This window comes from Curtobacterium sp. MCBA15_016, from assembly GCF_001865105.1.
Lineage (GTDB): Bacteria > Actinomycetota > Actinomycetes > Actinomycetales > Microbacteriaceae > Curtobacterium.
In genome coordinates this window covers 1-25,886 of the sequence record NZ_MJGR01000015.1, presented here as the reverse complement: position 1 = coordinate 25,886, position 25,886 = coordinate 1, and the positions used below count along the sequence as shown (strand labels likewise).

Genomic DNA, 25,886 nt, shown 5'->3' with positions numbered 1-25,886 from the left:
GCGCCGCCCCGCGCCTCCCGGCCGTCAGCCGGTACCGTCTCAGGACGTGCGCGCGACCGCCCGGTCCAGCCACGCGACCAGGTCCGCGACGACCTCGTCGCGGTTGGTCTCGTTGTAGACCTCGTGCCGCGCCCCCTCGTACACCCGCACGGTGACGTCGGAGAGCCCACCGCGCCGCCGGTACGCCTGCGCGAGGCGCTCGACCGATCGCGGGCCGCCGAGCGAGTCCTCGGAGCCGACCTGCAGCAGCATCGGCAGGTCGTGCGCGATGCCCCGACGCGGGACCCCGAGCAGCCGGAGGGCGTCCCGCAGCCCGAAGAGGCCGATGACGTCTGCCTCGACCGCGAGCGGGTCGGCCGCGACGGCCTCGATGACCGCCCGATCCCGGGTGAGCCACTCGAACTTCGTCGGCCCCGAGCCCGCGTGCCGGGCGTTCAGGTCGCCGCTGTTCATCCACCCCGGCAACCGGTACGCGCTCGCGGAGAGGACGACCCCGTCGTAGGACCCGGACGACGTGTTCACGATCCGCTGGGCCATGAGCGAGCCCCACGAGTGGCCGAGCAGCACGAGCGGGACGCCGGGGGTGTCCTCGCGCGCGACGGCGCTCATCTGCTCGACGGCCGCGATCGCGGCCCGCAGGCCCCCGGGGCCGAGCCGTCCGAGCTTGGCGTGGTCGCCGTCCCACTGCGCGAGGCCGGTCCGACCGTGCCCGCGGTGGTCGTTCGCGTGCACGGTCCAGCCCGCGCGGACGAGGTCCTGCGCGAGCGGCTCGTACCGGAGTCCGTGCTCGCCGACCCCGTGCGCGATCTGCACGATGCCCTTCGGACGCGCCGCACGCCAGGTCGAGTAGACGATCTCGACGCCGTGCGCGTCGGTGAACGAGGCGTCGCCTCGCGCTGCGGAGAAGGTGGGCACGTGAGCATCCTCGCAGACGGGTCGGACGCAGCCAGGTGGCCGCCGGTGTTCACCCGGCGTTCACGCAGCGGGTTCGGAGCAGGCCTAGCGTCTCGCGCATGGACGTCCTCGTCACCGTCGTGCTGGTGATCGTGGTGGCCCTCGTGTTCGACTTCACGAACGGCTTCCACGACACCGCGAACGCCATGGCCACCTCGGTCGCCACGGGGGCCCTCAAGCCCCGCACCGCCGTGCTCATCTCCGCCGTCCTCAACGTGGTCGGCGCGTTCCTGTCCACCGAGGTCGCGAAGACCGTCTCGCAGGGCATCATCCGCGAGGGGCAGGACGGCATCCACATCTCGCCGACCATGATCTTCGCGGGCCTCGTCGGCGCCGTCCTCTGGAACCTCGCCACGTGGTACTTCGGCCTCCCGTCGTCCTCGACGCACGCGCTGTTCGGCGGGCTCATCGGCGCGTCGATCATCGGCGCGGGCCTGAACTCGGTCGACTGGGCGACGGTCGTCTCGAAGGTCGTCCTGCCGGCCCTGCTCTCCCCCGTCATCGCGGGCGTCATCGCCCTCGTCGCGACGTACATCGCCTACACGCTGACGAAGAACGCGACCACCCACGGTGCGGCGACGGGCTTCCGGCACGGCCAGACGATCTCGGCGTCGCTCGTGTCGCTCGCCCACGGGACGAACGACGCGCAGAAGACGATGGGCGTCATCACGCTCACCCTCATCGCCGCGAACTACCAGTCCGCCGGCACCGGACCGGCGCTCTGGGTGATCCTGGCGTGCGGCCTCGCGATCGGCCTCGGCACCTACATGGGCGGCTGGCGGATCATGCAGACCGTCGGCAAGAAGATCTCCGACGTGCAGTCCCCGCAGGGCTTCGCGGCGGAGACCAGCTCGGCGGCGACGATCCTCGTGTCCTCGCACCTCGGCTTCGCGCTCTCGACCACCCACGTCACGAGCGGCTCGGTGATCGGCTCCGGCCTCGGCAAGAAGCTCGCCGACGTGCACTGGTCGGTCGTCGGTCGCATCGTCGTCGCGTGGGTGATCACGCTGCCCGCGGCTGCGGTCGTCGGCGCCCTCGCCACCTGGGTCGCGTCGACGTCGACCATCGGGCTCGTCCTGGTCGCGGTGCTCGCCCTGGCCGCAGGCCTCACGTTCTACACCCTCGCCAAGCGGCGCCCGGTCTCGCACGAGGACATCACCGCGGACGAGGCCGAGCGCGAGCCCGTCGCGGCCCGGAACTGAAGGGGACGACGATGGACATCGACTTCACCAGCATCGGCACCGTCGCGGGGGTCGGCTTCGTGGCCGCGGTCGGCGTGGTGCTCCCCTACACGCTCGGGCTGCGGTTGCTCGGCACCGGCCAACCGGTCGACGCCGGGGGTGAGCACACCCAGTACGCGCAGGAGACCCCGAGGTCCGGCCACACGCCCCCGCTCGCGCTGGCGGGTGCCGGGCTGTGCTTCGCGGTCTGCATCGCTGCCGTGCTCTTCGGCATCTGGATGACGATCCCGCAGTTCCACTGAGCGCCGCGCGCGCGCGGGCGCGCGGGCGCCCGCTTGGTGAGCAGAAGCGGTCGGGTCCACACGCTGGATCCGACCGTTTCTGCTCACCATGCATGACGGGAGGCGCGGCTCGCGTGGGCAGACCCGCTCACGCCCGCCGCGCCTCCCGTCCGACGGCCCGGGGCGCGCGAACGCCCGCGCACCCCGCATGCGCGCGCAGGCGCGCGCTCGGTGAGCAGAAATGGTCGGGTCCGCACGCTGGACCCGACCGTTTCTGCTCACCATGCGTGACGGGAGGCGCGGCTCGCGTGGGCAGACCCGCTCACGCCCGTCGCGCCTCCCGTCCGACGGCGCGGGGCGCGCGAACGCCCGCGCACCCCGCAGGCGCGCCCAGGCGCGCACTCGGTGAGCAGAAATGGTCGGGTCCGCACGCCGGACCCGACCATTTCTGCTCACCATGCGGCGCCCGCGCGCGCGCCGGCGCGCGCGCCGGCGCACGGACGCAGCGCCTCAGTGGGCGCTGTAGCCGCCGTCGACCAGGTGGTAGCTGCCGCTGATGAAGGACGCCTTGTCGCTGAGCAGGAACAGCACCAGGGCCGCGACCTCGGCATCGGTGCCGAGTCGCTGCGCCGCGTGCTCGGCCTCGAGCGCGGTGAGCGCCTCGGGCGAGAGCGACGCGCGCACGAGCGGCGTGTCGATGAAGCCCGGGCCGACCGCGTTCGTCCGGACGCCCTGCGCCGTGTACTCGAGGGCGGCGACCTTCGTCAGGCCGACCAGCGCGTGCTTCGACGCCACGTAGGCGGCGTTCTGCGCGATGCCGACCGAGCCGAGCACCGACGACATGTTCACGATCGCGCCACCGCCGGCGGCGACCATCGCGGGGATCTCGTAGCGGAGGCCGTAGAACACCCCGTCGAGGTCCACCGCACGCACGCGGTCCCACGCGGCGACGTCGTACTCGCCGATGGACTGCGGTGCGGCGCCGATGCCGGCGTTGTTCACGGCGAGGTGCAGGGCTCCGTACGTGTCCACGGCGAACTGCACCATGCGCTCGTTGTCGGCGGCGACGGCCGAGTTGGCCTCGAACGCACTCGCGGTCCCGCCGGCTTCCTCGATCGACGTCACGACCCGCTGTGCGGAGTCGAGCTTGATGTCGGTGACGACGACCGTCGCGCCCGCAGCGGCGAGCTCCTTCGCGACGGCCTCGCCGATGCCGCTGCCGCCACCGGTGACGATGGCGACCTTGCCCTCGAACTCGGACATGATTCCTTCTCTCTGGACAACACCTGTTGTTCAACAGCACGATACACCCGAAAACCAGTTCGTTCGCTGAACTAATTTGCTAGGCTAACGACCTGTGACCGACGCCACCGACCTCCGCATCGCGGTGAACCGCCTCTCCCGCACGCTCCGTGCGCAGAAGGCCGACACCACCGTCAGCGATGCCCAGTTCTCCGCGCTCGCCCGACTGCACCGCGACGGCCCGATGACCCTCGCCGAACTCAGCCGGCAGGACGGCGTCACCCCACCGTCGATGACGAAGACGATCGCCGTCCTCGTCGAGCGCGGCCTCGTCTCGAAGGGCGACCACGGCGACGACCGCCGCAAGGTCCTGCTCGGGGCGACCGGTGCCGGTGCCGCGTTCGTCGAGGAGACCCGTCGTCGTCGGGACGGCTGGCTCACCCCGCGGCTCGCCGAGCTCACCGACGCAGAACGGCGGACCCTCGCGGACGCCACCGAGATCATGAGGAGGCTGGCCCAGCAGTGACCGCCATGTTCCGCTCCCTGTCCGGCCGCAACTACCGCGTCTGGTTCGCCGGCGCCCTGGTGTCCAACGTCGGCACCTGGATGCAGCGCACCGCCCAGGACTGGATCGTCCTGACGAAGCTGTCCGACAACGACGCCATCGCGGTCGGCATCACGATGGCCCTGCAGTTCGGTCCGCAGCTGCTCCTCCTGCCCCTGACCGGGCTCGCCGCCGACCGGTTCGACCGGCGCAAGATGCTCATGCTGACGCAGGGGTTGATGGGCGCCCTCGGCCTGGGGCTCGGCATCATGGTGTTGACCGACACCGCCACGATCTGGTCGCTCTACGGGTTCGCCCTCGCGCTCGGCATCGTCGCCGCGTTCGACACCCCGATCCGCCAGGCCTTCGTGTCCGACGTCGTGCAGGGCGAGAACGTCGCCAACGCCGTGGCGCTCAACTCGGCCTCCTTCAACGCCGCCAGGCTGATCGGCCCCGCGGTCGCCGGTGTGCTCATCGCGGCGATCGGCTCCGGCTGGGTGTTCGTCATCAACGCCGCCTCGTTCCTGGCCGTGCTCATCGCGCTCCGCTTCGTCGATCCAGCACAGCTCGCCGAGCGGATCCGACCGAAGCGCGGCAAGGGGCAGATCCTCGCGGGCTTCCAGTACGTGCGGACGCGGCCGGACATCATCGTCGTGCTCTGCATGATCTTCGTCGTCGGGACCTTCGGCGTGAACTTCCCGATCTTCACCTCGACCATGGCCCGCGTCGAGTTCCACAAGGGGGCGGGCGAGTTCGGCCTGCTCAACTCGGTCATGGCGATCGGTTCGGTCGCCGGTGCCCTGCTCTCCGCACGCCGCGACCGCCCGCGGATGCGCACGCTCGTCGTCGCCTCCGCCGGGTTCGGCCTGGCCTGCGTCGCGGCCGCCGTCGCTCCGACGTACTGGTCGTTCGCGATCGTCCTGGTGTTCGTCGGGCTCGCGTCGCTGACGTTCATGACGACCGCGAACGCCCTCGTCCAGACCACCACGAAGCCCGCGATGCGCGGACGGGTGATGGCCCTCTACATGGCGATCTTCGCGGGCGGCACCCCCATCGGCGCCCCCATCGTCGGTGCCGTCGCCGACGCGTGGGGTCCGCGCTGGGCCATCGCCGTCGGCGCGGCATCGGGGTTCGTGGCCCTGGCGATCGCGCTCGTGTGGCTCATCCGGTACGAGCGCTTCCGGGTGCGGTACGACGCGGACACCCGGCTGCACCTGGCGATCACGCACGCGGTGCCGGTCGTGGGGACCCGCGCGTCGCGCGCGGCGCTGCGGCAGGACCTGGAGCGCGACGAGGCGGTCGCGGACCGGTCCAGCGCGGTCTGACGTGACCGCCTGACGGACGGGAGGCGCGGGTCTGCCCCGCACCGCGCCTCCCGTCCGTCGTCACATCGGTCCAGGGCGCAGTCGGGCACGCGAGTTCGGGCGCAGCTCAGCGGGCGCGTTCACCGCGGCTCAGCGCGCGGGTTCGGGCGCGGCGAAGACGCGTTCGTCGAGGGCCTGCACCACCAGGTCCGCCGCCGCCGCGAGCCGCTCCCCCGCGGCGCGGGCTGCCAGCACCGCGCCGTCGTCGGACACCGACTCGAGGCCCGCCCGGGTGTCCGCGAACGCACGCACCTCGTCGGCGATGCACGACGGCGCCACGTCGGCGAGGCACTCGTCCGCCCGCCGCGCGAGGAACCGCAGCGACCGCGGACTGTGCTCGTCCAGGAGCAGGAACGCCGCGGCGTCCTCCGGCCCGGGCGTGTGGTGATCGCGGCCGCGCTGGAACGCCTCGCCGGCGCCGCACGCCCGGAGCGCCGTCGTCCACGACGCACCCGACTCCGGGTCGAGCAGCCCCGACGCGAGCAGTCGCGCCGTGGCCGAACACCGCTGCAGCGCACGGCCGAGCGTGAAGAACTCCCAGACCTCGTCGTGGCTCGCATCAGCCTCGACGACCCCGATCGCCAGGGCACTGCGCTCCCGCACCCACGCCAGGAACTCGTGGGCACGATCGGGTGCGACCTTGCGGGGCATCCGCGACCGGGTGACGTTGAGGCAGTCCCACAGTTCGGTGGAGACGACCTCACGGGCACGCCGGGCGTTGTCCCGCGCGACCGCGACGGCCGACGCGATGGACGCCGGTTCGTGCCGGTCGAGGGCGAGGGAGTCGATCGTCGAGGCCCGGTCCGGGTCGTTCGCCGGTCCCGCGGCCCCCACGACCGCCCGGAGCTCGGCGGCGACCGCCCGGTCGTGCTCGACCCCGGCGGGCTCACCGCGGGCGACGTACACGTCGAGCATGCGCGCGACGACCTCGGCCCGTTCCACGGCGCTCCCGACGTGGAACACGCTCCCCGCGAGTCGGCTCAGCACGTCGGCTCCTGCATGCCGTGAACCTACTGACCGGGGATTGCGAGGGTGTTTCGTCGCCGCGTCACGGGTGTTGCGGCTCGGCGCGGACCCCGCTGGTGCGCCCGTGTGCCGGGTCCGATCCTGGACGTCCGGCGTGCGTCCCCGGTCCACTCTCCGCGCTCGCTAGACAATCTAACTAGAGCGTCTAGCATTGTGACCATGAGTACCGAGGTGACGACGAGCGCCGCGGGGTTCTGGTACGGCGAGGATTCCCGGGTCGACGCGGTGGACGTGCTGAACGCACTCCGCAGGTACCGGAGCGCCGAGAGCGCGGCACAGCGACGCGCGCGTGAGGCACTGGGCATCGGCGAGAACGCCCTGCTCGCCCTCCGCGCACTCCTCGACGCGGAAGAGGCCGGCCGCACGGTCAACGCGAAGGACCTCGCCGAGCACCTCGACATCACCCCGGCGTCGACGTCGGCACTCGTCGACCGGCTCGTCCGGAGCGGGCACGTCGAACGCCACCCGGACCCGAACGACCGCCGCGGCGTCATCCTGACCGCGTCCGGTGGCTCGATGCGCCAGGTACTCCGGGTGATCGACCAGCTCGACTCCCGCGCGGTCGAGGCGACCGAGCACCTGTCGACCGACGACATGGCCGTCATCGTGTCGTTCCTCGACGAGATGGTCCGCGTCGTGGACGGCGTCGACGTCGCCGGTCGTGGGCACCGCGTCAGCCGGTCCGCGTAGCCTGCTGGCATGGCAGACACGGGCACCGACGGCACCGCGACTCCCGCGCCGCACGACCCCGAGGACGACATGCCCCTGGCGGAGCTCGACGCTCGGGCTCGCGCGGACGCCGCACTCCGTCGGATCCAGGCCGGGGCCGATCCCGCGCGCGAGGCGTTCGACCTCGCCAACACGATGAACGACGAGACCGTGGGTCGCCTGACGAACGCGCTCCGACGGTTCCTCGGACGGGACGGGCGCCGCACGGCCCCGCGTGACGACCTGCGCTAGAACGCCGTGCCGACGGCAGCGATGTCGTCGCCGCCGTGTCCCGCAGCGCTGGCGTCGGCGTAGACCCGGCCCAGTGCGTCGAGCAGGACCGTGGACACCCCCGTGCTGCGCGCGGCGTCGGTGATGAGGCCGATGTCCTTCCGGAGACCGTCGAGCGCGAACTGCGCCGGGAACGATCCCTCGATGATCGACCCGCCCTTGGCGTGCGCGTAGGCCGAGTCGCTGGCGCTGCCGTCGATCGCCTCGAGGAAGAGCGCCGGGTCCAGCCCGAGCGACTTCGCGACCGCGAGCGACTGCCCGGTCGCGGCCGTGATCGACGCGATCCAGGCGTTCGCCGCGAGCTTGAGCGCGGTCCCGGCACCGACCTGGTCCCCCGCACGCACGGTCTTCGCGCCGATCGCGTCGAGCACCGGGTCGATGCGGTCGAGCACGTCCGCGGGTCCGGCGGCGAGCATCGTCAGGGTGCCCTGCTCGGCGGGTGCCTTCGTGCCGAGCATCATCGCCTCGACGAGGGTGATCGAGTACTTCGCGGCGAGCTGCACGACGGTCTCGGTGCCGGCGACGCCGATCGTGGAGCACTGCACCCACACGGCGTCGGTCGGGGCGTCGCCCGCGGAGGCCTCGAGGACGTCCACCACCGCGTCCGTGTCGAAGAGCGTGAGCAGCACGACCTCGGCATCGGCCACCGCTGCACCGGGGTCGTCCGCCACGGTCGCACCCTGCTCACCCAGCGGAGCGGCCTTGTCAGCGCTCCGGTTCCACACGGTCACCGTGTGGCCCTCGCGGAGCAGCGACCCAGCCACCCCGGCACCCATCGCCCCGGTCCCCAGTACCGTCACCCGCACGCGCGTCTCCGTCCCTGCGCCGCACCCTGCGGTCGCCCGTTCGACGGTACGCGCCGTCGATCAGAGCAGGCCGCGGTCCCGGAGCCACACCGCCGGGTCGACCGCCACGCCACCGTGGAGGACCTCGAAGTGCAGGTGCGATCCGGTCGAGACACCGGTGTTCCCCACGGCGCCGATGCGCTGCCCCGCCGTCACGGTCTGCCCCACCCGGACACCGATCTGGGAGAGGTGCCCGTACCGGGTCTGGGAGCCGTCGGCGTGCTGCAGCAGGACCTGGTTGCCGTACCCGCCGACGACCCCGGCGGACACCACGCGTCCGGACATCGCCGCGACGACGGCCGTCCCCTCGCGCGCGGCGAAGTCGAGCCCCTGGTGGTTCGTCGAACAGGCATCGCAGCCGCTGACCCACCGCGAGCCGAAACCGCCCGCTGCCGGAATCGTCCCCGCGACGGGCCTCGCCGCCGAGGCGCCCGGAGCCGACTCGGACGACGGGGCCGCTGCCGCGCGACGCTCGGGTGCCCGGCCGATCGCGAAGCCGTCCCGCTCGGCGCGGGCGGTCGACGTCGCCGAGGTCGTGTACTCCTGCACGTCGAGCGCCGGGAGCACCGACGTGGCGCTCGCTGCCGTCGCCGTCTGCGGTGTGGCGACGGTGACGAACAGGCACGCGGCGACGGCGGTCGCGGTGAGCGGGACGGCCCGTGCGGACGCGAAGGCCGAGCCGATCGAGCGGAGCGGCAGCGTGATCGCCTGGGTGACGGCGTGCCCGAGGGCAGTGGGCCGGATCGCGGGCTGGTCCGTGCGCAGCGCCCGTCGCGACGGCAGGGGCTGGGGGTTCCCTGCGCTGGTGGAGACCGGGGCGGCGGGAGGGGACACCGCCGCCCCGGTGGTCGAGTGGGTGACGGCTCCGGTCGTCACGGTCGGGGACACGACCGGGACGGCCGGCGGGGCCGACGCAGCCCGCCGGGCCGACGGTCTGGCTGCCTGCGGGGTCGACGGCTCGGACGCCGGGGGTGTCGGCGCGGGCGACGCCGCGGGGACATCGGGATGCCGGAGGCGGGCGGCGCCTGGAACATCGGTGCCCGGCGTCTCGATGCTCGGAGCGGCGGCGCGCAGCGGCCTGGCGCCGGTGCCGGTGCCGGTGCGGGTGCCGGTGCGGGTGCCGGTGCCGGTGCCGGTGCTGGTGCCGGTGCCGGTGCCGGTGCCGGCGCGGGTGCCGGGCGCGGTCGTCGGATCCGCCGCCGCACGTTCTGCCGCACGGCGAGCACGACGGGTGGGGAGCGGCTCGACCCCGGCCGGGGCATTGGCCGCGTGGCGAGCGGCGCCCCGCGGGCGCATCGGCAGGCGGTCCGTCGTCGTGGACATCGGCTTCGTCGAGGGCCGGCTCAGGCGCGGACGACGCCGTCGCGGGCGATGCGGTCGAGCTCGGTCACGACGGCGTCCACCACGGCGCGGGTGATCGCGTCGGCGACGGCCTCGACCAGGACGAGCTGCTCCGGAGCCACCGCGTGGGCGGTCGTCGCGGCGACCACGCGCGTCGGGATGGCCTCGATCGCGGCGACGAGCGACGCCGGGACGAACACGGGGCCCTGCGGCTCGGCCGGGGCGGTCATCGGCGAGGTCGGCGCGGGGGCGAACGTGGCCCGGGAGATGGTCGGCGCGCTCGGAGCTGCCGGTGCCGCCGGAGCGGGGGTCGGCCGTTCGGCACGGCGGGCGATGGAGTCGAAGAGCGGCGTGGAGGACATGCTGCTTGCCTTCCGATCAGGTGGTCGGGCGTCCCGTTCTCGGGCGGGACGCGGTCGGAGTGTGCCCCTGGGCACGACTCCATTCAACCACCAGTATTTCAGATGTGCAATAGCATGTTTCGTGTATGCGCTCGTCAGTCGGGCTCGACCGCGGCCGTCGGGTCGTCGCGCCGGAGGACCTGCCGCACCCGTTCGACGATCGTCGCCGGCGGGTTGTTGTAGGCGTTCGCGGGCTCCTGTCCGCTGAGCTCCTGGATCGCCGCCATCACGGCGTCCGTCGCGTGACGACGAGCCCGGCCGGACGAGGCCTCTCCGAAGCCGGAGAGGTCGAGCGGCGTCCCGAACTCGACCGTGACCTTCGCGAGCTTCGGGACGCGCGACCCCACCGGCTGGACGTCCTGGGTGCCGGTGAGGGCGACGGGCACCACGGGTGCACCACTCGTCAGGGCCAGCCAGGCCACTCCGGTGCGGCCCCGGTAGAGGCGGCCGTCGAGGGACCGGGTGCCCTCGGGGTAGATCGCGAACGCATCGCCGGCCCGGAGCCGCTCGAGCCCGAGGTCGAGGGCCTCCTGCGCCGCCGAACCCGCACCCCGCTCGACACCGATCGCGCCGATGCCCTCGAAGAAGCCCCGCGTCACCGAGCCCCGGAAGCCCTTGCCCGTGAAGTACTCCTTCTTCGCGAGGAAGAACACCTTCCGCGGTGCGAGGAGGCCGATCGTCGGGGAGTCGATGAACGAGCGGTGGTTGCTCGCGAGGATCACCGGGCCACGCTTCGGGATGTTCTTCCGACCGATGATCCGCGGCCGCCAGATCATGCGAGCGAGCGGCGCCACGAAGGCACGGCTCAGCGTGGTGTACTTCGACGATCCGGACACACGGGCCTCCTCGTGACGGGAGTCTCCGAGTGTAGTGATCACGACCCCGATCGCATGCCCGCCACAGAATGTGTCGCGATCACTCGGCCGCGGCGACGACGTCGAGCACCGCACGGCCGTAGCGCTCGAGCTTCGCCCCGCCGACGCCGGAGATCTCGGCGAGCTGGTCTTCGTCCGACGGCTTCACCGCCGCGATGCCCCGCAGCGTCGCGTCGTTGAAGACCACGTACGCCGGGACGCCCTGCTCGCGGGCCTGGGCCGCACGCCAGGCGCGCAGGGCCTCGAACAGCCCGAGGGCTTCCTGGGGCATGTCGGTCACGACGGTCCGACGGTTGCGGGAGGCCCGGGGTGCCTTCACCGGGTCGCGCCGCATCCGGACCTGCACGCGGCCGCCGAGGACGTCGGCGCTCGTCGGGCTCAGGACGACCGTGCCGAACCCGTCGCCGGACACCGCCGCGTAGCCCTGCGCGAGGAGCTGTCGGGCGACGGTGCGCCACTCCGCCTCGCCCAGGTCGCTGCCGATGCCGAACGTGGCGAGGGACTCGTGCCGGAGCTCCTGCACGCGGGGTGACTGCTTGCCGACGAGGATGTCCACGAGGTGCGAGACGCCGTACCGCTGGCCGCGTTCACGGTCGAGCCGGACCACGGTGGAGAGGAACTTCTGCGCCGGGACCGTGCCGTCCCACGACTCGGGCGGGGCGATGCACGTGTCGCAGTTGCCGCACGCCGTGCTCTCCTGCCCGAAGTACGCGAGCAGCCGGACGCGCCGGCACTCGATGGTCTCGCACAGGGCGAGCATCGCGTCGAGGTGCGCGCTGAGCTGCCGACGGTGCGCGGCGTCGCCCTCGGACTGGTCGATCATCCGGCGCTGCTGCACGACGTCGTTCAGCCCGTACGCCAGCCAGGCGGTCGAGGGGAGCCCGTCGCGCCCGGCACGACCGGTCTCCTGGTAGTAGCCCTCGACCGACTTCGGCAGGTCGAGGTGCGCCACGAACCGGACGTCCGGCTTGTCGATCCCCATGCCGAACGCGATGGTGGCGACCATGACGACGCCGTCCTCGCGCAGGAACGCGGACTGGTTCCGTTCCCGCACCTTGGCGTCGAGACCGGCGTGGTAGGGCAGCGCCGGGATCCCCTGCTCGGACAGTGCGGCCGCGGTGCGCTCGACCGAGTTGCGGGAGAGGCAGTACACGATGCCGGCGTCGCCGCTGTGCTCGGTGCGGATGAAGGTGAGGAGCTGCTGCAGCGCCCCGGTCTTCGGTTCGATGCGGTACTGGATGTTCGGCCGGTCGAAGTCGGCGACGAAGTGCGCGGCATCGTCGAGGCCGAGCCGGGCGGAGATCTCGCGGTGGGTCTGCGGCGTCGCGGTGGCGGTCAGGGCGATGCGCGGCACGGTCGGCCAGCGCTCGTGCAGGACGCTGAGCTCGAGGTAGTCCGGCCGGAAGTCGTGGCCCCACTGGGCGACGCAGTGCGCCTCGTCGATGGCGAACAGGGCGATCTGCGCGCGGTCGAGCAGTGCGCGCGTGGACTCGAGCCGGAGCCGCTCGGGCGCGAGGTAGAGCATGTCGACCTCGCCCGAGACCACGGCGCGTTCGACCCGGGCACGTTCGTCCGGCCCCTGCGTGGAGTTGAGGAACGCGGCCTTGACGCCGTTCGCCGCGAGGGCGTCGACCTGGTCCTGCATCAGCGCGATGAGCGGCGACACGACCACGCCGACGCCGTCCCGCACGAGCGCCGGCACCTGGTAGCAGAGCGACTTGCCACCGCCGGTCGGCATGAGGACGAGTGCGTCGCCCCCGGTGACGATCTGGTCGATGATCGAGGCCTGTTCGCCCCGGAAGTCGTCGTAGCCCCACACGCGGTGCAGGACGTCGAGCGCGGCGGCTCGGGAAGCAGACACGGCGGCGGGCGCGGGCGTGGTGCTCATGCCACGAGCCTACGGCCGACCGGCGACACCCACGGCGTTGTCCACAGGTGCTGCGTCCGCCCCGTCGGCCGAGCCGGCCGTCTCGTCGAGGCGGGCCGGGGCGCTCGCCCAGCCCGTGCCTCCTGGACCGAACCAGCGCCCGCCACCCGCCCAGACCGGTGTCGGACCACGGAACCGCGGTGCGGCCGCGCCCGCGAACCGGCGGTCGAGGTGGCGCCACCGCGCGAGCACCTCGACCATGCCCCAGTAGAGCAGCGAGGTTCCGAGGGTGACGAGCCAGCCGCCGATGGTCCCGTTGGCGTCCTGCGACGAGAGGTCGATCCGCGACCACCCCGGCGCCTGCAGCACGAAGATCATGATGTTGTTGAAGGCGTGCTGCAGCACGGTCGCCTCGAGACCGCCGGTGCGCAGCACGATGATCGCGGCGATGAGGCCGAACGACCCGACGTCGAGGACGCCCCAGACGTTGTAGCCGTTCGGGATGTGCAGCAGGGCGAACACGACGGTCGACACCGCGACGGCGAGGACCGTGCCCACGATGCGGACCGGGATCCACGAGCCGATGGTCTGCATGAGGAAGCCGCGGAAGATGTACTCCTCCGCCGCACCCTGGAACGGCACGAGCACGATGACGAGCACGAGCGTCGTGGTGAGCGTGCCGAGGGACACCGTCGACTGGCCGATCGCGGCGTGGTTCCAGGCGAAGCCACCGTCCGTCGTGATCATCCCGCCGTCCCAGAAGAGCCCGGTCTGCACGACGAACATGATCGCCGCGACGACGAGCGTCGGGATGAGACACCAGGCCGTCCAGCCCCAGCGCACCCGGAACCGCGTGGACGACAGGATCCCGGCGGGACCGACGCGCGCGATCTTCACCGCGAGCAGGATGCCCGGCAACAGGACCACGAGGGACACGAGCGAGAGCGACAGCACCACCGGGTCGGTGGGGTCGAGCGCCCCGCTCGCGAGGTCGTTCTGCAGGTCGATGAGCGCCTGCGGCCCCTGGGTCGCGCCGATCGGCACGAAGTACGCGACTGCGATGATCACCTGCGAGACGAAGTACCAGCCCGCGAGGAACGCCAGCGCCACGAGCGGGCGCCACCACCTCCAGCGTGCGTCGACGCGGGGCAGGCGGTGGTAGGGAACGCTCACGCCACGCAGGCTACCGGGCCGGGCAGGATGGGAGCCGTGCTCACCGTCGTCCTCGGCCTGTCCGGCGCGCTCGTCTACGGGTTCGCCGACTTCCTCGGCGGCCTCGCGTCACGTCGTGTCCGTGCGGTGACCGTCGCCGCCGTCGCCGCGGCGGTCGGGATCGTGCCCCTGCTGGTCGGGCTCGTGGTGGTCGGGAGTGCGTTCGGCGCGGAGTCCGTCCTGTGGGGAGCGGTCGCGGGGGTGTCCGGAGGCGTCGGCGTCCTCCTCCTCTACCGCGCGCTGGCGATCGGCCCGATGAGCGTGCTCTCGCCGCTGACCGCCGTCTTCGCCGCCGTCGTGCCCGTCCTGGTGGCGGTGTTGCGCGGGACGGCGTTGTCGGGCCTCGCGGTGGTCGCGCTGGTGGTGGCGGTCCTCGCGGTGGTCCTGGTGGCATCGGTGCGGGACACGTCGGGTGCGCGGGTGACCGCGGTGGGGCTTGTCACGGCGGCCGTCGCAGGGTGCGGCTTCGGCGGGATCGTGCTCGCGTACGACATGACGCCGTCGGACGCGGGGGTGGCGCCGTTGGTCGTGTCGCGGGTGCTGCAGGCGGTGCTGCTCGGGACGGCGGCGGTCGTGGTGACGCGGCGGGCCGCGGTCGCGGGGCAGGGCCCTGGAGGCGCGGCAGACCCCGCGAGGTCGGCCGACGCTCCGGGGTCTGCCGCGCCTCCCGGCATCCGTGGTGGCGGACGCTGGCCGGCTCGCCTGGTGTGGACGGTGGTCGCCTGCGGCGTCCTCGACGCCGCGGCGAACGTCTTCATCCAGGCGGGGCTGCACTCGAGTGAGGACCCGGCGACCCTGCCCGTGGTCAGCGTGCTCAACGCGCTGTACCCGATCGGGACGGTCGTGCTCGCCGGGATCGTGCTCCGGGAGCGGCTGACGCCCGTGCAGTGGGCCGGGATCGTGCTGGCGTTCGGCGCCGCGGTGGGGCTGGCGCTCGCGTAGGGGGTCGCTGCGCCGCATCGGGCGAGTCTCGCCTGGGCGGACAGTTTCGTGCTCGCAGGGCCGCGAAACTGTCCGCGGAGCCGAGACTCGGGGCGGCCGGAGCGGGCGTCAGGCGTCGGGGATGAGCCGCTTGCCGAGCGAGACCGTCCGGTCGTCGGTGTAGCCGAGTGCCTCGTAGAAGCCGATGACCTGCTCGTTGCCGGCCCGGACCTGCAGGTTGAGCTTCGGGCAGCCGAGGTCCGTCAGGAGTCGCTCGAACTCCGCCATGAACGCACGCCCGAGCCCCGAGCCCTGCAGGTCCGGCCGCACCGCCAGGTAGTTCACCCAGCCGCGGTGCCCGTCGAACCCGGCCATGCCCGCTCCGACGACCGGATGGGCGGGGTCCTCGGTGTCCTCGGCGACCAGGAACAGCTCGGGCTGCACGGTCAGCTTGCGGGCGATGTCGCGGCGGGGGTCGTTCCACGGACGGACGAGACCGCAGGCCTGCCACAGGGCGACGACGGCTTCGGTGTCGGCCGGGTCGAACCGGCGGAGGACGTGCTGCATCACTTCACCGTAACGGTGCTGTGGACAACCTCGTCACGGGGTCGTCGTCGTGATCTGATAGACCTGTCCGACCACCCCATCCGGATCAGGAGCCCCGTGACCGCACACGAGACACTCCCGTCGCGCCGAGACCGCCGCGACGGCGCGGCCGGTGCTGCACGACGGGCACCGCGTCGCCGCCAGACCGTGGGTGGCGCCATCGTCTCGCTCATCGCCGAGCTGCTCATCATCGCGGGCGCCGGCACCGGGCTGTACGTGGTGTGGACGGCGTGGTGGACGGACGTCGTCGCGGTCAACGAGCAGACGAAGCTCGTCGACGGCCTCGGGCAGAAGGACGTCTCGGGGACCGGCACCGAGCACCGCGGGCCCGCTCCCGTGCTCGCCGAGCCGCCGAACGTCACCGACGTCTTCGGCACGATGCAGATCCCCCGGTTCGGCAAGGACTACGAGCGCCCGATCGGCGAGGGCACCGACCGCGAGAAGGTCCTCAACACGATCGGCCTCGGCCACTACCAGGACACCGCGATGCCGGGCGCCGAGGGCAACTTCGCCGTCGCCGGGCACCGGGTGACCTACGGCAAGCCGCTCAACCAGATCGCCGAGCTCAAGACCGGCGACGACGTCGTGGTGCGGGTGACCGATGCGAAGACGAAGTTCGACGTCTGGTACGTGTACAAGGTCACCGACTCGCAGATCGTCACGCCCGACCACGTCGAGACCATCGCCCCGGTGCCGAACAAGCCCGGGGTCGAGCCGAGGGCCGACGACCGCTGGCTGACCCTGACCGCGTGCCACCCGATGTGGTCGGCGAAGGAGCGGTACGTCACGCACGCCAAGCTCGACTACTGGATGCCCGCGTCGGAGGGCACCCCGAAGGAACTCTCGGAGACGTCGAAGTGATCTTCCCGTTCGTCTGGCGCATCCTGCCCGGCCCCGCGGCGCTCAAGGTGATCGAGTTGCTCGTGCTCCTCGCGGCGATCGTGTGGGTCCTGTTCACGTTCGTGTTCCCGTGGGTCGCTGCGGACATCCTGCCGCCGCCGGACGGCACGGTGGACGTCTCGCCGTCGCCCTGACGCGCGGGGTTGCGCAGCGTCCTGGATCCGCACCGTGCGAGCTTTCGCTGACGGTGGGACGTCGGGGGCCTCGCACCGAGCTCGGGGCCCCGCACGGTGGCGCGGCGGGGGCGGGGCGGGTGCGTGCGCGAGCGCGGGGGCGGGGGCGGGGCGGGGCGGGCGCGGGCGCGTCAGACCGTGGTCGTCACCCGGGATCCGCCGTCGGACGTGCGCCGCACGGCGATGCGCTCCGGGATCCGCTGCTTGAGCTCCTCGACGTGGCTGACGATCCCGACCTGACGTCCGCCCGCGGTCAGGCGCGACAACTGCCCGATCACGTCGTCGAGCGTCTCGGGGTCGAGCGTGCCGAACCCCTCGTCGACGAACAGCGTGCCGAGGGAGACCCCGCCCGCCTCGGCCTGGACGACGTCGGCGAGACCGAGCGCGAGGCACAGCGACACCGTGAAGGTCTCGCCGCCGGACAGGCTGCGGGGGTCGCGCACGGTGTCGGTCGTCTGGTCGTGCACGGCGAGCGCGAGGCCCGTGCGCCGTGCGCGTGAGCCGGACTCCCGCTCGTCGGAGGTCTCGAGCGTGAACCGGCCCGCGAGCATCGCCCGCAACCGGTCGTTCGCCGCGGCGACGACGTCCTCGAAGCGGCGCATGAGCACGTAGGTGCCGAGGGTGATCCCGGTGGGGTTGGCTGCTGCGGCCCCTGCCGCGACGTCGGCGAGCCGCACCACGGCCCGGCTGCGCGCAGAGGTGTCGTCGCGAGCACGGACCGCGGCGTCCACCTCGGCTGCGCACCGTTCGGACGCGACGGCCTGGTCGACCGCCGACGTGGCGGCGCGGACGGCTGCTTCGGCCGCGGCTGCGGTGGCGTCCCGTGCTGCGCGGGCTCCGTCGAGGTCGAGTGCTGCCGGGTCGTCGTCGGCCGCAGCGACGACCGCCGGTTCGGCGAGTCCCGCGTCGACGACCGCGCGGGCCTGGTCGGCACGGGCGACCTCGGCCCGGAGTGCTTCGGCGTCCGCTCGGTCGAGGACCCCGGCGCGGGCGGAGGCGACGTCGTCGAACCCCTGCTCCGCGAGGACCCGGTCCACCTCGGCCGCACGTTCGCGGACGTCTGCTGCTGCCGAGTCCGCGCGACTGTCGGCCTGGAGCACTGCGTCGAGTCGACCGACGAGCGCGTCGAGCGACTCGACCCCCTGGCGCAGGGTCTCCGGCGCACCGTCGAGGTGTTCGGCCACGCGTTCGATCGCGGCCGACACCGCCGACTCGTCCTGCTCGAGGCGCTCGGCGTCTGCTGCGGCTGCTCCGGCGAGGACGGCGCGTTCGGCGTCGACCTCGTTCCGCTGCCGTTCGAGGGTGCGCGTTCCCTCGTCGTGTGCGGCCCGCTGCTGTTCGAGGTCGCGCACGCGGACGGCCGCGTCGTGCGCCGCCGTGACGGCTGCGTCGGCCGCAGCCGCGAGGGCGTCGACAGTGTCGTCGTCGACGTCACCGAGGACCTGCACGAGCCGGGCGAGTTCGGCCCGTTCGAGTGCGAGGGCCGTCGCGGCGTCGCCGAGGGCGCGCTCGGCACGCCGGGCACGTTCGGCCGCGGCCTCGATCGCCTCGGTCGTGGGGTGGTCGTGCTGGGGTGTCGCGACGACCGGGTGCTCCGTCGCCCCGCACACCGGGCACGGGTCGCCCGGCAGGAGTGCGGCGCCGAGCTCTCCGGCGAGTCCGGCGATGCGGCGCTCCCGCAACTGCTGCTCGACCCGGACGAGCTCGTGGGCGGTGGCGCGGGCGGCCACGACGGTCTGCTCGGCACCCTGCACGCGCCGCTCGGACGCGGTCCAGGCGACGAGGTCGGCCCGGAGTGCACGGACACGCTCGACCTCGAGCCGCGCGGCCTCGGACCCGGCGGCCAGCGCGGCGGCGGCCCGGGCATCCTCGACGATGCGGGCGCGTTCGGCGGGGCGGGCATCGAGCGCGGTGTCGAGGTCGGCGAGGCGTTCGGTGAGCTGGGTTCCGCGAGCGACGGCATCGGTGATCGCCTGACGCCTGCCGGGGAGCGCTCGCTCGAGGTCGATGCGGTGCCGGACCGCGGCGAGGCACTCGGTCACGGCGGTCCGCTGGTGGGCGAGGGCGTCTCGGTCGGTCGTCACGCTGTGCTGTGCGCGGAGGGCGTCCGCCGCCGCGGTGGCGTGGTCGGAGCGGGCGCGTGCGGCGTCGAGCCCGTCGGCGACGACCGCGACGCGGGCAGCGCGTTCGCTCGACGCCAAGCGCACGCGGGCCGCGGCGACCCCGTCGGCACCCGCGTCGAGTTCCGCACGACGTGCGACGAGGACGGCGCGGCGGTCCAGTGCGGCTGCACGAGCAGTGACCGACTGCTCGTGCGCCGCCGCAGCAGCGGCCGCGCGCGACGCGGTGGCGCGAGCGGACTCGGCAGCGTCGGCGGTCGCTCGGAGTGCCGCGACGGTCGCGGGGACGTCGGACTCGTCCGGCTCGTCGACACCCGCAGCCTGGGCGAACCGGTTCAGGGCGTCGCGGACCCGGGCGTCGGCGCCCTCGACCTCGGCCAGGACGGCGCGACGGCGGACAGCGAGTTCGTCGGCCGTCCGGTCGTAGACCTGCGTGCCGAACAACGACTGCAGCAGCTTGCGGCGGTCTTCGCCGGGAGACCGCAGGAACCGGGCGAACTCGCCCTGGGGCAGGACGACGGTCTGCAGGAACTGCGCCTTGTCGAGGCCGATGATCCGGGCAATCTCGACCGCGACCTCGGGGATGCGCGAGGACATCGGCTCACCGGCCACGTCGGCCGGCCCGGCGAGGCGGAACAACTGCGCGGAGGCCTGCTGCTTCACGGTGCCGGTCCCCCGCTGCTTCGGGCGCTGGTACTGCGGCGTGCGTCGGATGCGGTAGACACCGGCACCGGTCTCGAACACGAGCTCGACGAAGGGCTCCACCGAGGGGTCGGCGTGCTGGCTGTGCAACCGGTCGTCGCTCGCGTCGGCACCGGCCAGTCCGCCGTAGAGGGCGAACACCACGGCGTCGATGATCGTCGACTTGCCGGAACCCGTCGGCCCTTCGAGCAGGAACACCCCGGAGGCGGCGAGCGCGGCGAAGTCGATCGACACGAGGTCCGGGTAGGGGCCGATCGCGCGGAGTTCGAGCCGATGCAGGTACATCAGCGGTCCCCCTCACGCTGGAGGGCCAGGGCAGCAGCTTCGTACGCCTCGGTCAGGATCGCGCGGTCGTCGTCGTCCGGCACGGTGCCGGTGGCGAACGACACGAAGTCGGCTGCCACCTCGACCGGGTCGGACGTCGCCGTGACCGCATGGGCGGCGGCACGCTCGGAGCGGTCGGCCGGCTCGTGCGTGATGGCGAGGGCGTGGGGGAAGTGGTCCTTCACCCGGGCGTACATCCGTTCCGGGTGGACGGTGTCCGTCACGGCGACGCGGACCCAGGCGTCCGCCGCCGACCGGTGCGCCCCGGACTCGATCTCGTCGATCGTGGCCCGGACGTCGACGAGCCGCCGCGGCACGGGCGCCGGCACGAGCTCGGCCGTCACCTGCCCGGAGTCGTCGAGGTCGACGACCGTGACGGACTTCTGCTGGTGCCGCTCGCCGAACGAGAACGCGAGCGGCGAGCCCGCATACCGCACGCGGTCGCCGTCCCCCACGCGCTGCGGCCCGTGCAGGTGCCCGAGCGCGACGTAGTCGATGCCGTCGAACACGGCACGCGCCACCCGGTCGACCCCGCCGACGCGGATGTCCTGCTCACTGTCGCTCGGTTCGGTCCCGCCGACGAACGCGTGGGCCACGACGACGCTGCGCGTACCGGGTCGCTGGGCGAGATCGGCGCGGACGCGGTCCATCGCCGCACCGACGACGGCCTGGTGCGAGCGGGCGAGCGGCTCGTCGGGCACCGCCGCGAGGGCGTACCGGGTGAGGTCGGGGTGCAGGTACGGGATGCCGTACACCGCGACGGGCCCGTCGGCGTCGTCGATGAGGACCGGGGTGGCGATGCCTGCGGGTTCGGCGAGGATCCGCACCCGCGGGTCCATCACGCCGGCACCGAAGCCGAGTCGTGCGGCGGAGTCGTGGTTGCCCGGGGTGATGACGACCGTGGCCGTCTCGGCCAGCCGTTCGAGCACCCGGGACAGCATCCGGACGGCGTCGACCGGCGGGATGGCACGGTCGTAGACGTCCCCGGCGACGACGACGAGGTCGACCGCACGCGCCCGTGCCTGGTCGACGAGCCAGTCGAGGAAGGCCGCCTGGTGCTCGAGCAGGTCGGCACCCAGCAGTGTGCGGCCGAGGTGCCAGTCGCCGGTGTGCAGGATGCGCATGCGGTCACGGTAGCGCCGGCCGGGGACATCGCCGGGTGCCCCGCGGCGACCTGTGGAGAACTCAGGGCGCGCAGGTCGCGGAGGAGATGCCGAGCAGTGACGTGACCTTCACCTTGACGGTCGGGGTGCTCAGTGCGGTCCAGGTCCCCCCGAGGTTCGTGCGGAGGTTCACCGTGTACGTCGTCCCCAGGTCGAGCAGGCCGCCACCGCTGTAGGGCAGCGACCGCTCGGTCCCCGCGACCGTCGCGACCTGTGTGGTCTGGTAGACGAGGTCGAACGAGTTGGGCGTGACGCCGGTGTACGTCCACGCGATGGTGACGGTGTTGCTGTTCAGCTGCGTGCACGTGAGGGTCGCGACGCTCGTCGCGGTCGCGGCGCCGAACGAGGTGGACGTGACGGTGGTCCGCGACCACGGCCCGGCGACGGCCTCTGCCGGCAGGAGGAACCCGGCCCCGCCCGCGAGCACGAGGACGGCGGCGGCGCCGCCGAGACGGCGGAACCGACGCGCTCGGCGGTCCGCGCGGCGGCGGGTACGGCGGCTCACGACGACGGTGGGGGCCGTGGCGACGCGCGGGACGGAGTCGACCCCCGCCTCCTGGCCGTCACCGGCACCGGCGCTGTCACCCACGCCGACGCCCACGCCGATACCGCCACCGTCACGGACACGCACGCCGCCAGCGCCACCGTCCGGCCCGCCACCCCCGTCGCGCGCCGCATCGTCGTCCGACGAGCGCCCCGCCGGACCGACCAACCGCCGCAGCGATCCGTCGACCGTGCAGAGCGCGAGCACCGCGACCAGACCGAGTGCCAGCATCCCGACCTTGCCCCACTCCCCCGCGCGGAGCCAGACGATCGGCGCACCGACGAACGGGACCCGCAGGAACGCGACTCCGTGGACGGCCGAGGGTTCGACGGGCGTGGAGTCCTGCCGGGGGTTGGCATCGCCCTTCGTGACGATCGTGCCGCGCGGACCGTCCTCGACGTAGCGGTGCATGCGGAGGTGCCCGGGCTGGTCCGGGTCGTCGACGAGCAGGACCTTGCCCATCCGGACGTCACCGGCCGACACCGGGCGGGAGACCACGACGTCGCCGGGGGTGAGCCGCGGCTCCATCGATCCGGTCATCACCGTCGTCGGCTGCCAACCGATGACGGCGGGAGCAGCCGCCCAGAGCGCGAGCCCGAGCAAGGTCGCGACGACGCCGCGGGCGATCGTGGCCACGACGATGCGCCCCCAGTCGACGGCGTCACGGAGCACGTCGTGCGGCGTGGGACCGCCGTGCACTTCGATGCTGACCATGACTGCCTTCGACCGGGGGCGCGTTGTCGGACGGTGACGGACGGGCCCGCATCGGGCTCGGTCCCGGACGTCACGCGGAGGACACGGGAGCGTCGATCACGCTCCCGTGTCGCCGGCTCAGCTGTTCTGGGCTTCCCAGGTGAAGCCGAGGGCCGCGGTGCCGCCCTGCACGGTGTTCGGTGCGGTGCTCGAGACGGTGTAGGTGAAGCGGTAGACGCGCGACTCCGAGCCGCTGCCGGTCGGGGCCCAGCTGCCGACACCCGTGGCGAAGTTGGTCGAGGCCGTGCCGAAGCCCGCGACGGTACCGCTGTAGAGCGTGCCGTTGGTCGACGCCGCGGTGAAGCCGGTGCAGGAGCCGAAGCCGCCGCCCGTGCCCTGCTCGACGGTGAGGTTGATGTTCGACGCGAGGGCGTTCGTCGTGGCCGCGTTCGTGCCGTAGAGCTTCACGGTCGAGGGCAGCGTGCCGGTCGAGGTGACCGTGATGCAGTTCGCACCGGTCGAGCCGGGCTTGAGGCCGGTCGCGTTGAACAGCGCGGTGTTGTTGTCGTCGTCGGTGAGCGCGACGCTGCCGGCCGTCCAGTTGCTGGTCGGGTTGACCGTGGTGGCCGAGAAGGCCGAGTAGGACGCGGTCGAGACGACGACACCCGAGGCCACGAGAGCGGCGGGGATGGCGATCCAGGCGGCGAGACGCGCAGCGCGCGGGGTGACACGGGACATGACGGAGCTCCTGATCCAAAGGGGCGCCGGGGTTCCGCGGTGGTTGGTCGCGACGGCGCCGTGGTTGCTACGACGATCAAGCTACTTGAGCGCCGTGTGGCTCACAAGGGAAGCTACACCCCCACAGTTGGGGGTACTTCAATCGGTGAGATACTTGTTCAATGAGCAGCACGACGGCATACCCGTGCCGTCCCGCCGATCGCGCAGGCGATCACCCTCCCGAGAAGAGCCGCCCGATGACGGACACCACCACCGCGCTCGCGCGACCCCTCGACGCCGCGCAGCTCCCCCCTGCCCCCGTGTCGCCGACCGTCAGCATCCCCGAGGTCGACCCGGACGGCGACGTCGCGACGCTGATGACGGCGTTCCGCGTGCTGCAGATGCAGCACGCGCGCGTCCTGCACCACGAGAGCTCCACCCGCGGGCTGAACGCCACGGACGCCCGGTTCGTGTTCTTCCTCGCGTCCGCCGACGGCGAGGGGATCACGCCGAAGCAGGCCGGCGAGTACCTCGAGCTCTCCACGGGTGCCATGACGAGCCTGATCGACCGGCTCGAGAAGCGCGACCACATCGAGCGTCGCCCGAACCCCGACGACCGCCGCAGCATCCTCCTCCACCTCACCCCGTCCGGGTCCGAGGTGGCGCGCGAGATCGGCGCCGTCTACTCGTCGGCGTTCCGCGAGGTCATCTCCCCCGGCGACCGCGCCGGCCTCGCCGACGCCTTCGACCGGCTCGGCGCTGCGCTCGAACGCCACTCGCGATCGGTCTCCGTCGCGGGGACGATCGCCGGCCTGCAGCCGTGACGAACGGTGTCGGACACCGCGCGTAGCGTTGCCGGCATGACCCCCTCAGAACTCCTCATCGAAGCGTTCTCCCGCGTCCCCGCCACGGTCGAGCGCGCCGTCAGCGGGCTGTCGGAGGACCAGCTGGCCGCACGTCCGGCCGCCGGTGCGAACACCCTCGCCTGGCTCGCGTGGCACATCGCGCGCGGGCAGGACGCCCAGATCGCGGACCTCGCGGGCACCGAGCAGGTGTGGACGGCGGACGGCTGGGTGGAGCGGTTCGGACTGCCGTTCCCCGCCGAGGCGCTCGGCTACGGCATGTCGCGGGACGACGTCGGACGCGTCCGTGCCTCGGCGGACCTGCTGGTCGGCTACCTCCGCGCGGTGCACGACCGCACGGTCGCCTACGTCGGCACGCTCGCGCCGGCGGACTTCGACCCGGTGGTCGACGACGCGTGGGACCCGCCCGTCACGCGGGGCGCGCGACTCGTCAGCATCCTCGACGACTGCACGCAGCACGCCGGGCAGGCCGGGTACGTGCGCGGGTTGCTCTTCTTCAACCGCTGACGCGGTCGTGACGGACGGGAGGCGCGGTGCCAGCTGGCACCGCGCCTCCCGTCCTGCGTCGGCTCGCGACTACCGCGCGGCGAGCTCCGCGACGATCCCGTCACCGGGGGCGGCGTCGACGAGGTCCGCCTCGATCTCCGCGTGCTCGAGGATGCCCTCGATCTTGCGGCGACGGCTGCGCGGGACGATCGTGACGACGGTGCCCTCCTTGCCGGCACGACCCGTGCGGCCCGAGCGGTGCATGTACGCCTTGTAGTCGTCGGGCGCATCGGCCTGCACGACGAGCGACACGTCGTCCACGTGGATGCCACGGGCGGCGACGTCGGTCGCGACGAGCACGTTCACGCGGCCGCTCGTGAGGAGCTGCAGGTTCCGCTGCCGGCGCGACTGGTTCAGATCGCCGTGGAGCGAGGTCGCGCGGATGCCGGCGTCCTCGAACTGGTCGGCGAGCCGCTCGGCGTAGGCGCGGGTGCGGGCGAACACGATGGTCTTGCCGGCGCCGGCGACGAGCTCCTCGAGGAGCTGGTCCTTCTGGCGCTGCTCGACCACGAGCACGCGGTGGTCGATCGTCGACGAGGCCTGGTCCTCACCGGCGACCTCGTGGACGGACGGCTCGTGCAGGAACTGCTCGACGAGCGACGCGACCTGGGCGTCGAGCGTCGCGCTGAACAGGAGCTTCTGGGCGCGGTTGCCCTCGGGGGTGACCTCGGCCGTGGCGGAGAGGATCTCCTGCACCGGCTCGAGGAACCCGAGGTCGCACATGTGGTCGGCCTCGTCGAGCACGGAGATGACGACCTCACTGAGGTCGAGCGTCCCCTTGTTCATGAGGTCCTGCACGCGCCCCGGGGTGCCGACGATGATGTCGACGCCGCGCTCGAGCGCACCGACCTGGCGGCCGTACGGGACACCGCCGTAGATCTGCGTCGTGAAGAGGCCCACCGAGCGGGCGATCGGCTGCACGGTGCGGTCGATCTGCAGGGCGAGCTCACGCGTCGGCGCGAGGATGAGCGCACGCGGGGCGCGGCCCATCTTGCGCTTCGTGCCGCCGCCGTTCTCCATGAGCTTCTCGACGAGCGGGGCGCCGAAGGCGATGGTCTTGCCGGAGCCCGTGCGGCCACGGCCGAGCACGTCCTTGCCCGCGATCACGTCGGGGATCGTCGCTGCCTGGATCGGGAACGGGCTCGTGGCGCCGAGTTCGGCCAGGGCGCGGGAGATGTTGCCGCCGATGCCGAGGTCGGCGAAGGTCACGCCCTCGACGTCGGCCGCGAGGGTCGCCTCGGCCTGGAGCTTCTCGAGCTTGACGTCGTCGGCGGGGACGAAAGGCTTGCGCTCGGTGTCGTCGCGGTCGAAGCGGCGCGGGGCGCGGTCGTCGCGGTCGAACCGGCGCGGGGCGCGGTCGTCACGGTCGAAGTTCCGGCGCGGACGGTCGTCGGCGTCACGGCGGGGAGCGCGGTCGTCGCGGTCGAAGCGACGGGGAGCGCGGTCGTCGCGGTCGAACCGGCGGGGCGCACGGTCGTCACG

At 72.9% G+C, this 25,886-nt stretch carries 26 protein-coding genes; 11 read left to right on the top strand and 15 right to left on the bottom strand.

Annotated features, from left to right (window positions below; genetic code table 11):
• Positions 1 to 39 precede the first annotated feature (39 nt).
• Positions 40 to 915 (bottom strand): alpha/beta fold hydrolase, encoded by an 876-nt coding sequence (locus BIV03_RS06370; protein ID WP_071295057.1) that lies wholly within the window; start codon positions 913 to 915, stop codon positions 40 to 42.
• 98 nt (positions 916 to 1,013) lie between these two features.
• On the opposite strand from BIV03_RS06370, the gene BIV03_RS06365 reads away from it, so the two are divergent.
• Together BIV03_RS06365 and BIV03_RS06360 are read left to right on the top strand one after the other, a co-directional pair.
• On the top strand, positions 1,014 to 2,156 hold the full coding sequence (locus BIV03_RS06365; protein WP_071295056.1) for an inorganic phosphate transporter: 1,143 nt from the start codon (positions 1,014 to 1,016) through the stop codon (positions 2,154 to 2,156).
• Positions 2,157 to 2,167: 11 nt separating this feature from the next.
• Positions 2,168 to 2,437: a hypothetical protein gene (locus tag BIV03_RS06360; protein WP_071295055.1), complete on the top strand. Its 270-nt coding sequence runs from the start codon at positions 2,168 to 2,170 to the stop codon at positions 2,435 to 2,437.
• Positions 2,438 to 2,926: 489 nt separating this feature from the next.
• Here the strand turns inward: BIV03_RS06360 and BIV03_RS06355 are convergent, their stop codons facing one another.
• Entirely contained in the window at positions 2,927 to 3,679 is a 753-nt protein-coding gene (locus tag BIV03_RS06355; RefSeq protein ID WP_071295054.1) for an SDR family NAD(P)-dependent oxidoreductase, read from the bottom strand.
• 94 nt (positions 3,680 to 3,773) lie between these two features.
• Here BIV03_RS06355 and BIV03_RS06350 point away from each other — a divergent pair, with 94 nt between their 5' ends.
• Positions 3,774 to 4,184, top strand: coding sequence for a MarR family winged helix-turn-helix transcriptional regulator (locus BIV03_RS06350; RefSeq protein WP_070416969.1), 411 nt, complete (start codon positions 3,774 to 3,776; stop codon positions 4,182 to 4,184).
• Entirely contained in the window at positions 4,181 to 5,527 is a 1,347-nt protein-coding gene (locus BIV03_RS06345; RefSeq protein ID WP_083403248.1) for an MFS transporter, read from the top strand. Before BIV03_RS06350 ends, BIV03_RS06345 begins: the two co-directional genes overlap by 4 nt.
• A gap of 129 nt (positions 5,528 to 5,656) precedes the next feature.
• Here BIV03_RS06345 and BIV03_RS06340 read toward each other — a convergent pair whose 3' ends face one another.
• A complete protein-coding gene (locus BIV03_RS06340; RefSeq protein WP_070416970.1) occupies positions 5,657 to 6,553 on the bottom strand; it encodes an alpha-E domain-containing protein in 897 nt (298 codons plus the stop codon).
• 198 nt (positions 6,554 to 6,751) lie between these two features.
• On the opposite strand from BIV03_RS06340, the gene BIV03_RS06335 reads away from it, so the two are divergent.
• Together BIV03_RS06335 and BIV03_RS06330 are read left to right on the top strand one after the other, a co-directional pair.
• Positions 6,752 to 7,282 (top strand): MarR family winged helix-turn-helix transcriptional regulator, encoded by a 531-nt coding sequence (locus tag BIV03_RS06335; RefSeq protein ID WP_070419236.1) that lies wholly within the window; start codon positions 6,752 to 6,754, stop codon positions 7,280 to 7,282.
• Positions 7,283 to 7,291: 9 nt separating this feature from the next.
• Positions 7,292 to 7,552 (top strand): hypothetical protein, encoded by a 261-nt coding sequence (locus BIV03_RS06330; RefSeq protein WP_071295053.1) that lies wholly within the window; start codon positions 7,292 to 7,294, stop codon positions 7,550 to 7,552.
• Here BIV03_RS06330 and BIV03_RS06325 read toward each other — a convergent pair.
• From BIV03_RS06325 to BIV03_RS06300, 6 genes are all read right to left on the bottom strand, one after another.
• Positions 7,549 to 8,397, bottom strand: coding sequence for an NAD(P)-dependent oxidoreductase (locus BIV03_RS06325; RefSeq protein WP_254790768.1), 849 nt, complete (start codon positions 8,395 to 8,397; stop codon positions 7,549 to 7,551). The genes BIV03_RS06330 and BIV03_RS06325 overlap by 4 nt on opposite strands.
• 60 nt (positions 8,398 to 8,457) lie before the next feature.
• Entirely contained in the window at positions 8,458 to 9,759 is a 1,302-nt protein-coding gene (locus BIV03_RS06320) for a M23 family metallopeptidase (protein ID WP_071295051.1), read from the bottom strand.
• Positions 9,760 to 9,779: 20 nt separating this feature from the next.
• The gene (locus tag BIV03_RS06315) at positions 9,780 to 10,139 is read right to left on the bottom strand and encodes a hypothetical protein (RefSeq protein WP_071295050.1); all 360 of its coding nucleotides are present in this window, start codon (positions 10,137 to 10,139) and stop codon (positions 9,780 to 9,782) included.
• Between the two features lie 134 nt (positions 10,140 to 10,273).
• Entirely contained in the window at positions 10,274 to 10,954 is a 681-nt protein-coding gene (locus BIV03_RS06310; protein WP_083295404.1) for a 1-acyl-sn-glycerol-3-phosphate acyltransferase, read from the bottom strand.
• Positions 10,955 to 11,093: 139 nt separating this feature from the next.
• The gene (recQ, locus tag BIV03_RS06305; RefSeq protein ID WP_071295049.1) at positions 11,094 to 12,941 is read right to left on the bottom strand and encodes a DNA helicase RecQ; all 1,848 of its coding nucleotides are present in this window, start codon (positions 12,939 to 12,941) and stop codon (positions 11,094 to 11,096) included.
• Between the two features lie 9 nt (positions 12,942 to 12,950).
• Entirely contained in the window at positions 12,951 to 14,093 is a 1,143-nt protein-coding gene (locus tag BIV03_RS06300) for a CPBP family intramembrane glutamic endopeptidase (protein ID WP_139201878.1), read from the bottom strand.
• A gap of 36 nt (positions 14,094 to 14,129) precedes the next feature.
• On the opposite strand from BIV03_RS06300, the gene BIV03_RS06295 reads away from it, so the two are divergent.
• Complete coding sequence (locus BIV03_RS06295) at positions 14,130 to 15,074, top strand: EamA family transporter (RefSeq protein WP_083403246.1); 945 nt, start codon at positions 14,130 to 14,132, stop codon at positions 15,072 to 15,074.
• A gap of 108 nt (positions 15,075 to 15,182) precedes the next feature.
• Here the strand turns inward: BIV03_RS06295 and BIV03_RS06290 are convergent, their stop codons facing one another.
• Positions 15,183 to 15,620: a GNAT family acetyltransferase gene (locus tag BIV03_RS06290; protein ID WP_070416979.1), complete on the bottom strand. Its 438-nt coding sequence runs from the start codon at positions 15,618 to 15,620 to the stop codon at positions 15,183 to 15,185.
• A gap of 96 nt (positions 15,621 to 15,716) precedes the next feature.
• On the opposite strand from BIV03_RS06290, the gene BIV03_RS06285 reads away from it, so the two are divergent.
• A complete protein-coding gene (locus tag BIV03_RS06285) occupies positions 15,717 to 16,520 on the top strand; it encodes a class E sortase (protein ID WP_254790766.1) in 804 nt (267 codons plus the stop codon).
• Positions 16,517 to 16,693, top strand: coding sequence for a hypothetical protein (locus BIV03_RS19485; protein WP_156794771.1), 177 nt, complete (start codon positions 16,517 to 16,519; stop codon positions 16,691 to 16,693). The genes BIV03_RS06285 and BIV03_RS19485 overlap by 4 nt, the downstream gene beginning before the upstream one ends.
• A 170-nt stretch (positions 16,694 to 16,863) precedes the next feature.
• Here BIV03_RS19485 and BIV03_RS06280 read toward each other — a convergent pair whose 3' ends face one another.
• The 4 genes from BIV03_RS06280 to BIV03_RS06265 form a co-directional block, all read right to left on the bottom strand.
• Positions 16,864 to 19,839 carry an AAA family ATPase gene (locus BIV03_RS06280; RefSeq protein WP_071295046.1) on the bottom strand — a complete coding sequence of 992 codons (2,976 nt, stop codon included), beginning with the start codon at positions 19,837 to 19,839 and terminating at the stop codon, positions 16,864 to 16,866.
• The gene (locus tag BIV03_RS06275) at positions 19,839 to 21,002 is read right to left on the bottom strand and encodes an exonuclease SbcCD subunit D (protein WP_071295045.1); all 1,164 of its coding nucleotides are present in this window, start codon (positions 21,000 to 21,002) and stop codon (positions 19,839 to 19,841) included. Before BIV03_RS06275 ends, BIV03_RS06280 begins: the two co-directional genes overlap by 1 nt.
• A gap of 61 nt (positions 21,003 to 21,063) precedes the next feature.
• A complete protein-coding gene (locus BIV03_RS06270) occupies positions 21,064 to 22,299 on the bottom strand; it encodes a S24/S26 family peptidase (protein ID WP_071295044.1) in 1,236 nt (411 codons plus the stop codon).
• A 117-nt stretch (positions 22,300 to 22,416) separates the two neighbouring features.
• On the bottom strand, positions 22,417 to 23,016 hold the full coding sequence (locus BIV03_RS06265; RefSeq protein ID WP_070416983.1) for a hypothetical protein: 600 nt from the start codon (positions 23,014 to 23,016) through the stop codon (positions 22,417 to 22,419).
• Between the two features lie 236 nt (positions 23,017 to 23,252).
• Here BIV03_RS06265 and BIV03_RS06260 point away from each other — a divergent pair, with 236 nt between their 5' ends.
• Together BIV03_RS06260 and BIV03_RS06255 are read left to right on the top strand one after the other, a co-directional pair.
• Positions 23,253 to 23,819, top strand: a complete 567-nt coding sequence (locus BIV03_RS06260; protein WP_070416984.1) for a MarR family winged helix-turn-helix transcriptional regulator — start codon at positions 23,253 to 23,255, stop codon at positions 23,817 to 23,819.
• A 36-nt stretch (positions 23,820 to 23,855) separates the two neighbouring features.
• Positions 23,856 to 24,365 carry a DinB family protein gene (locus BIV03_RS06255; protein ID WP_071295043.1) on the top strand — a complete coding sequence of 170 codons (510 nt, stop codon included), beginning with the start codon at positions 23,856 to 23,858 and terminating at the stop codon, positions 24,363 to 24,365.
• A gap of 69 nt (positions 24,366 to 24,434) precedes the next feature.
• On the opposite strand, the gene BIV03_RS06250 is transcribed toward BIV03_RS06255, so the two are convergent.
• On the bottom strand, positions 24,435 to 25,886 hold a 1,452-nt coding region (locus BIV03_RS06250; protein WP_254790764.1), incomplete at its 5' end, for a DEAD/DEAH box helicase.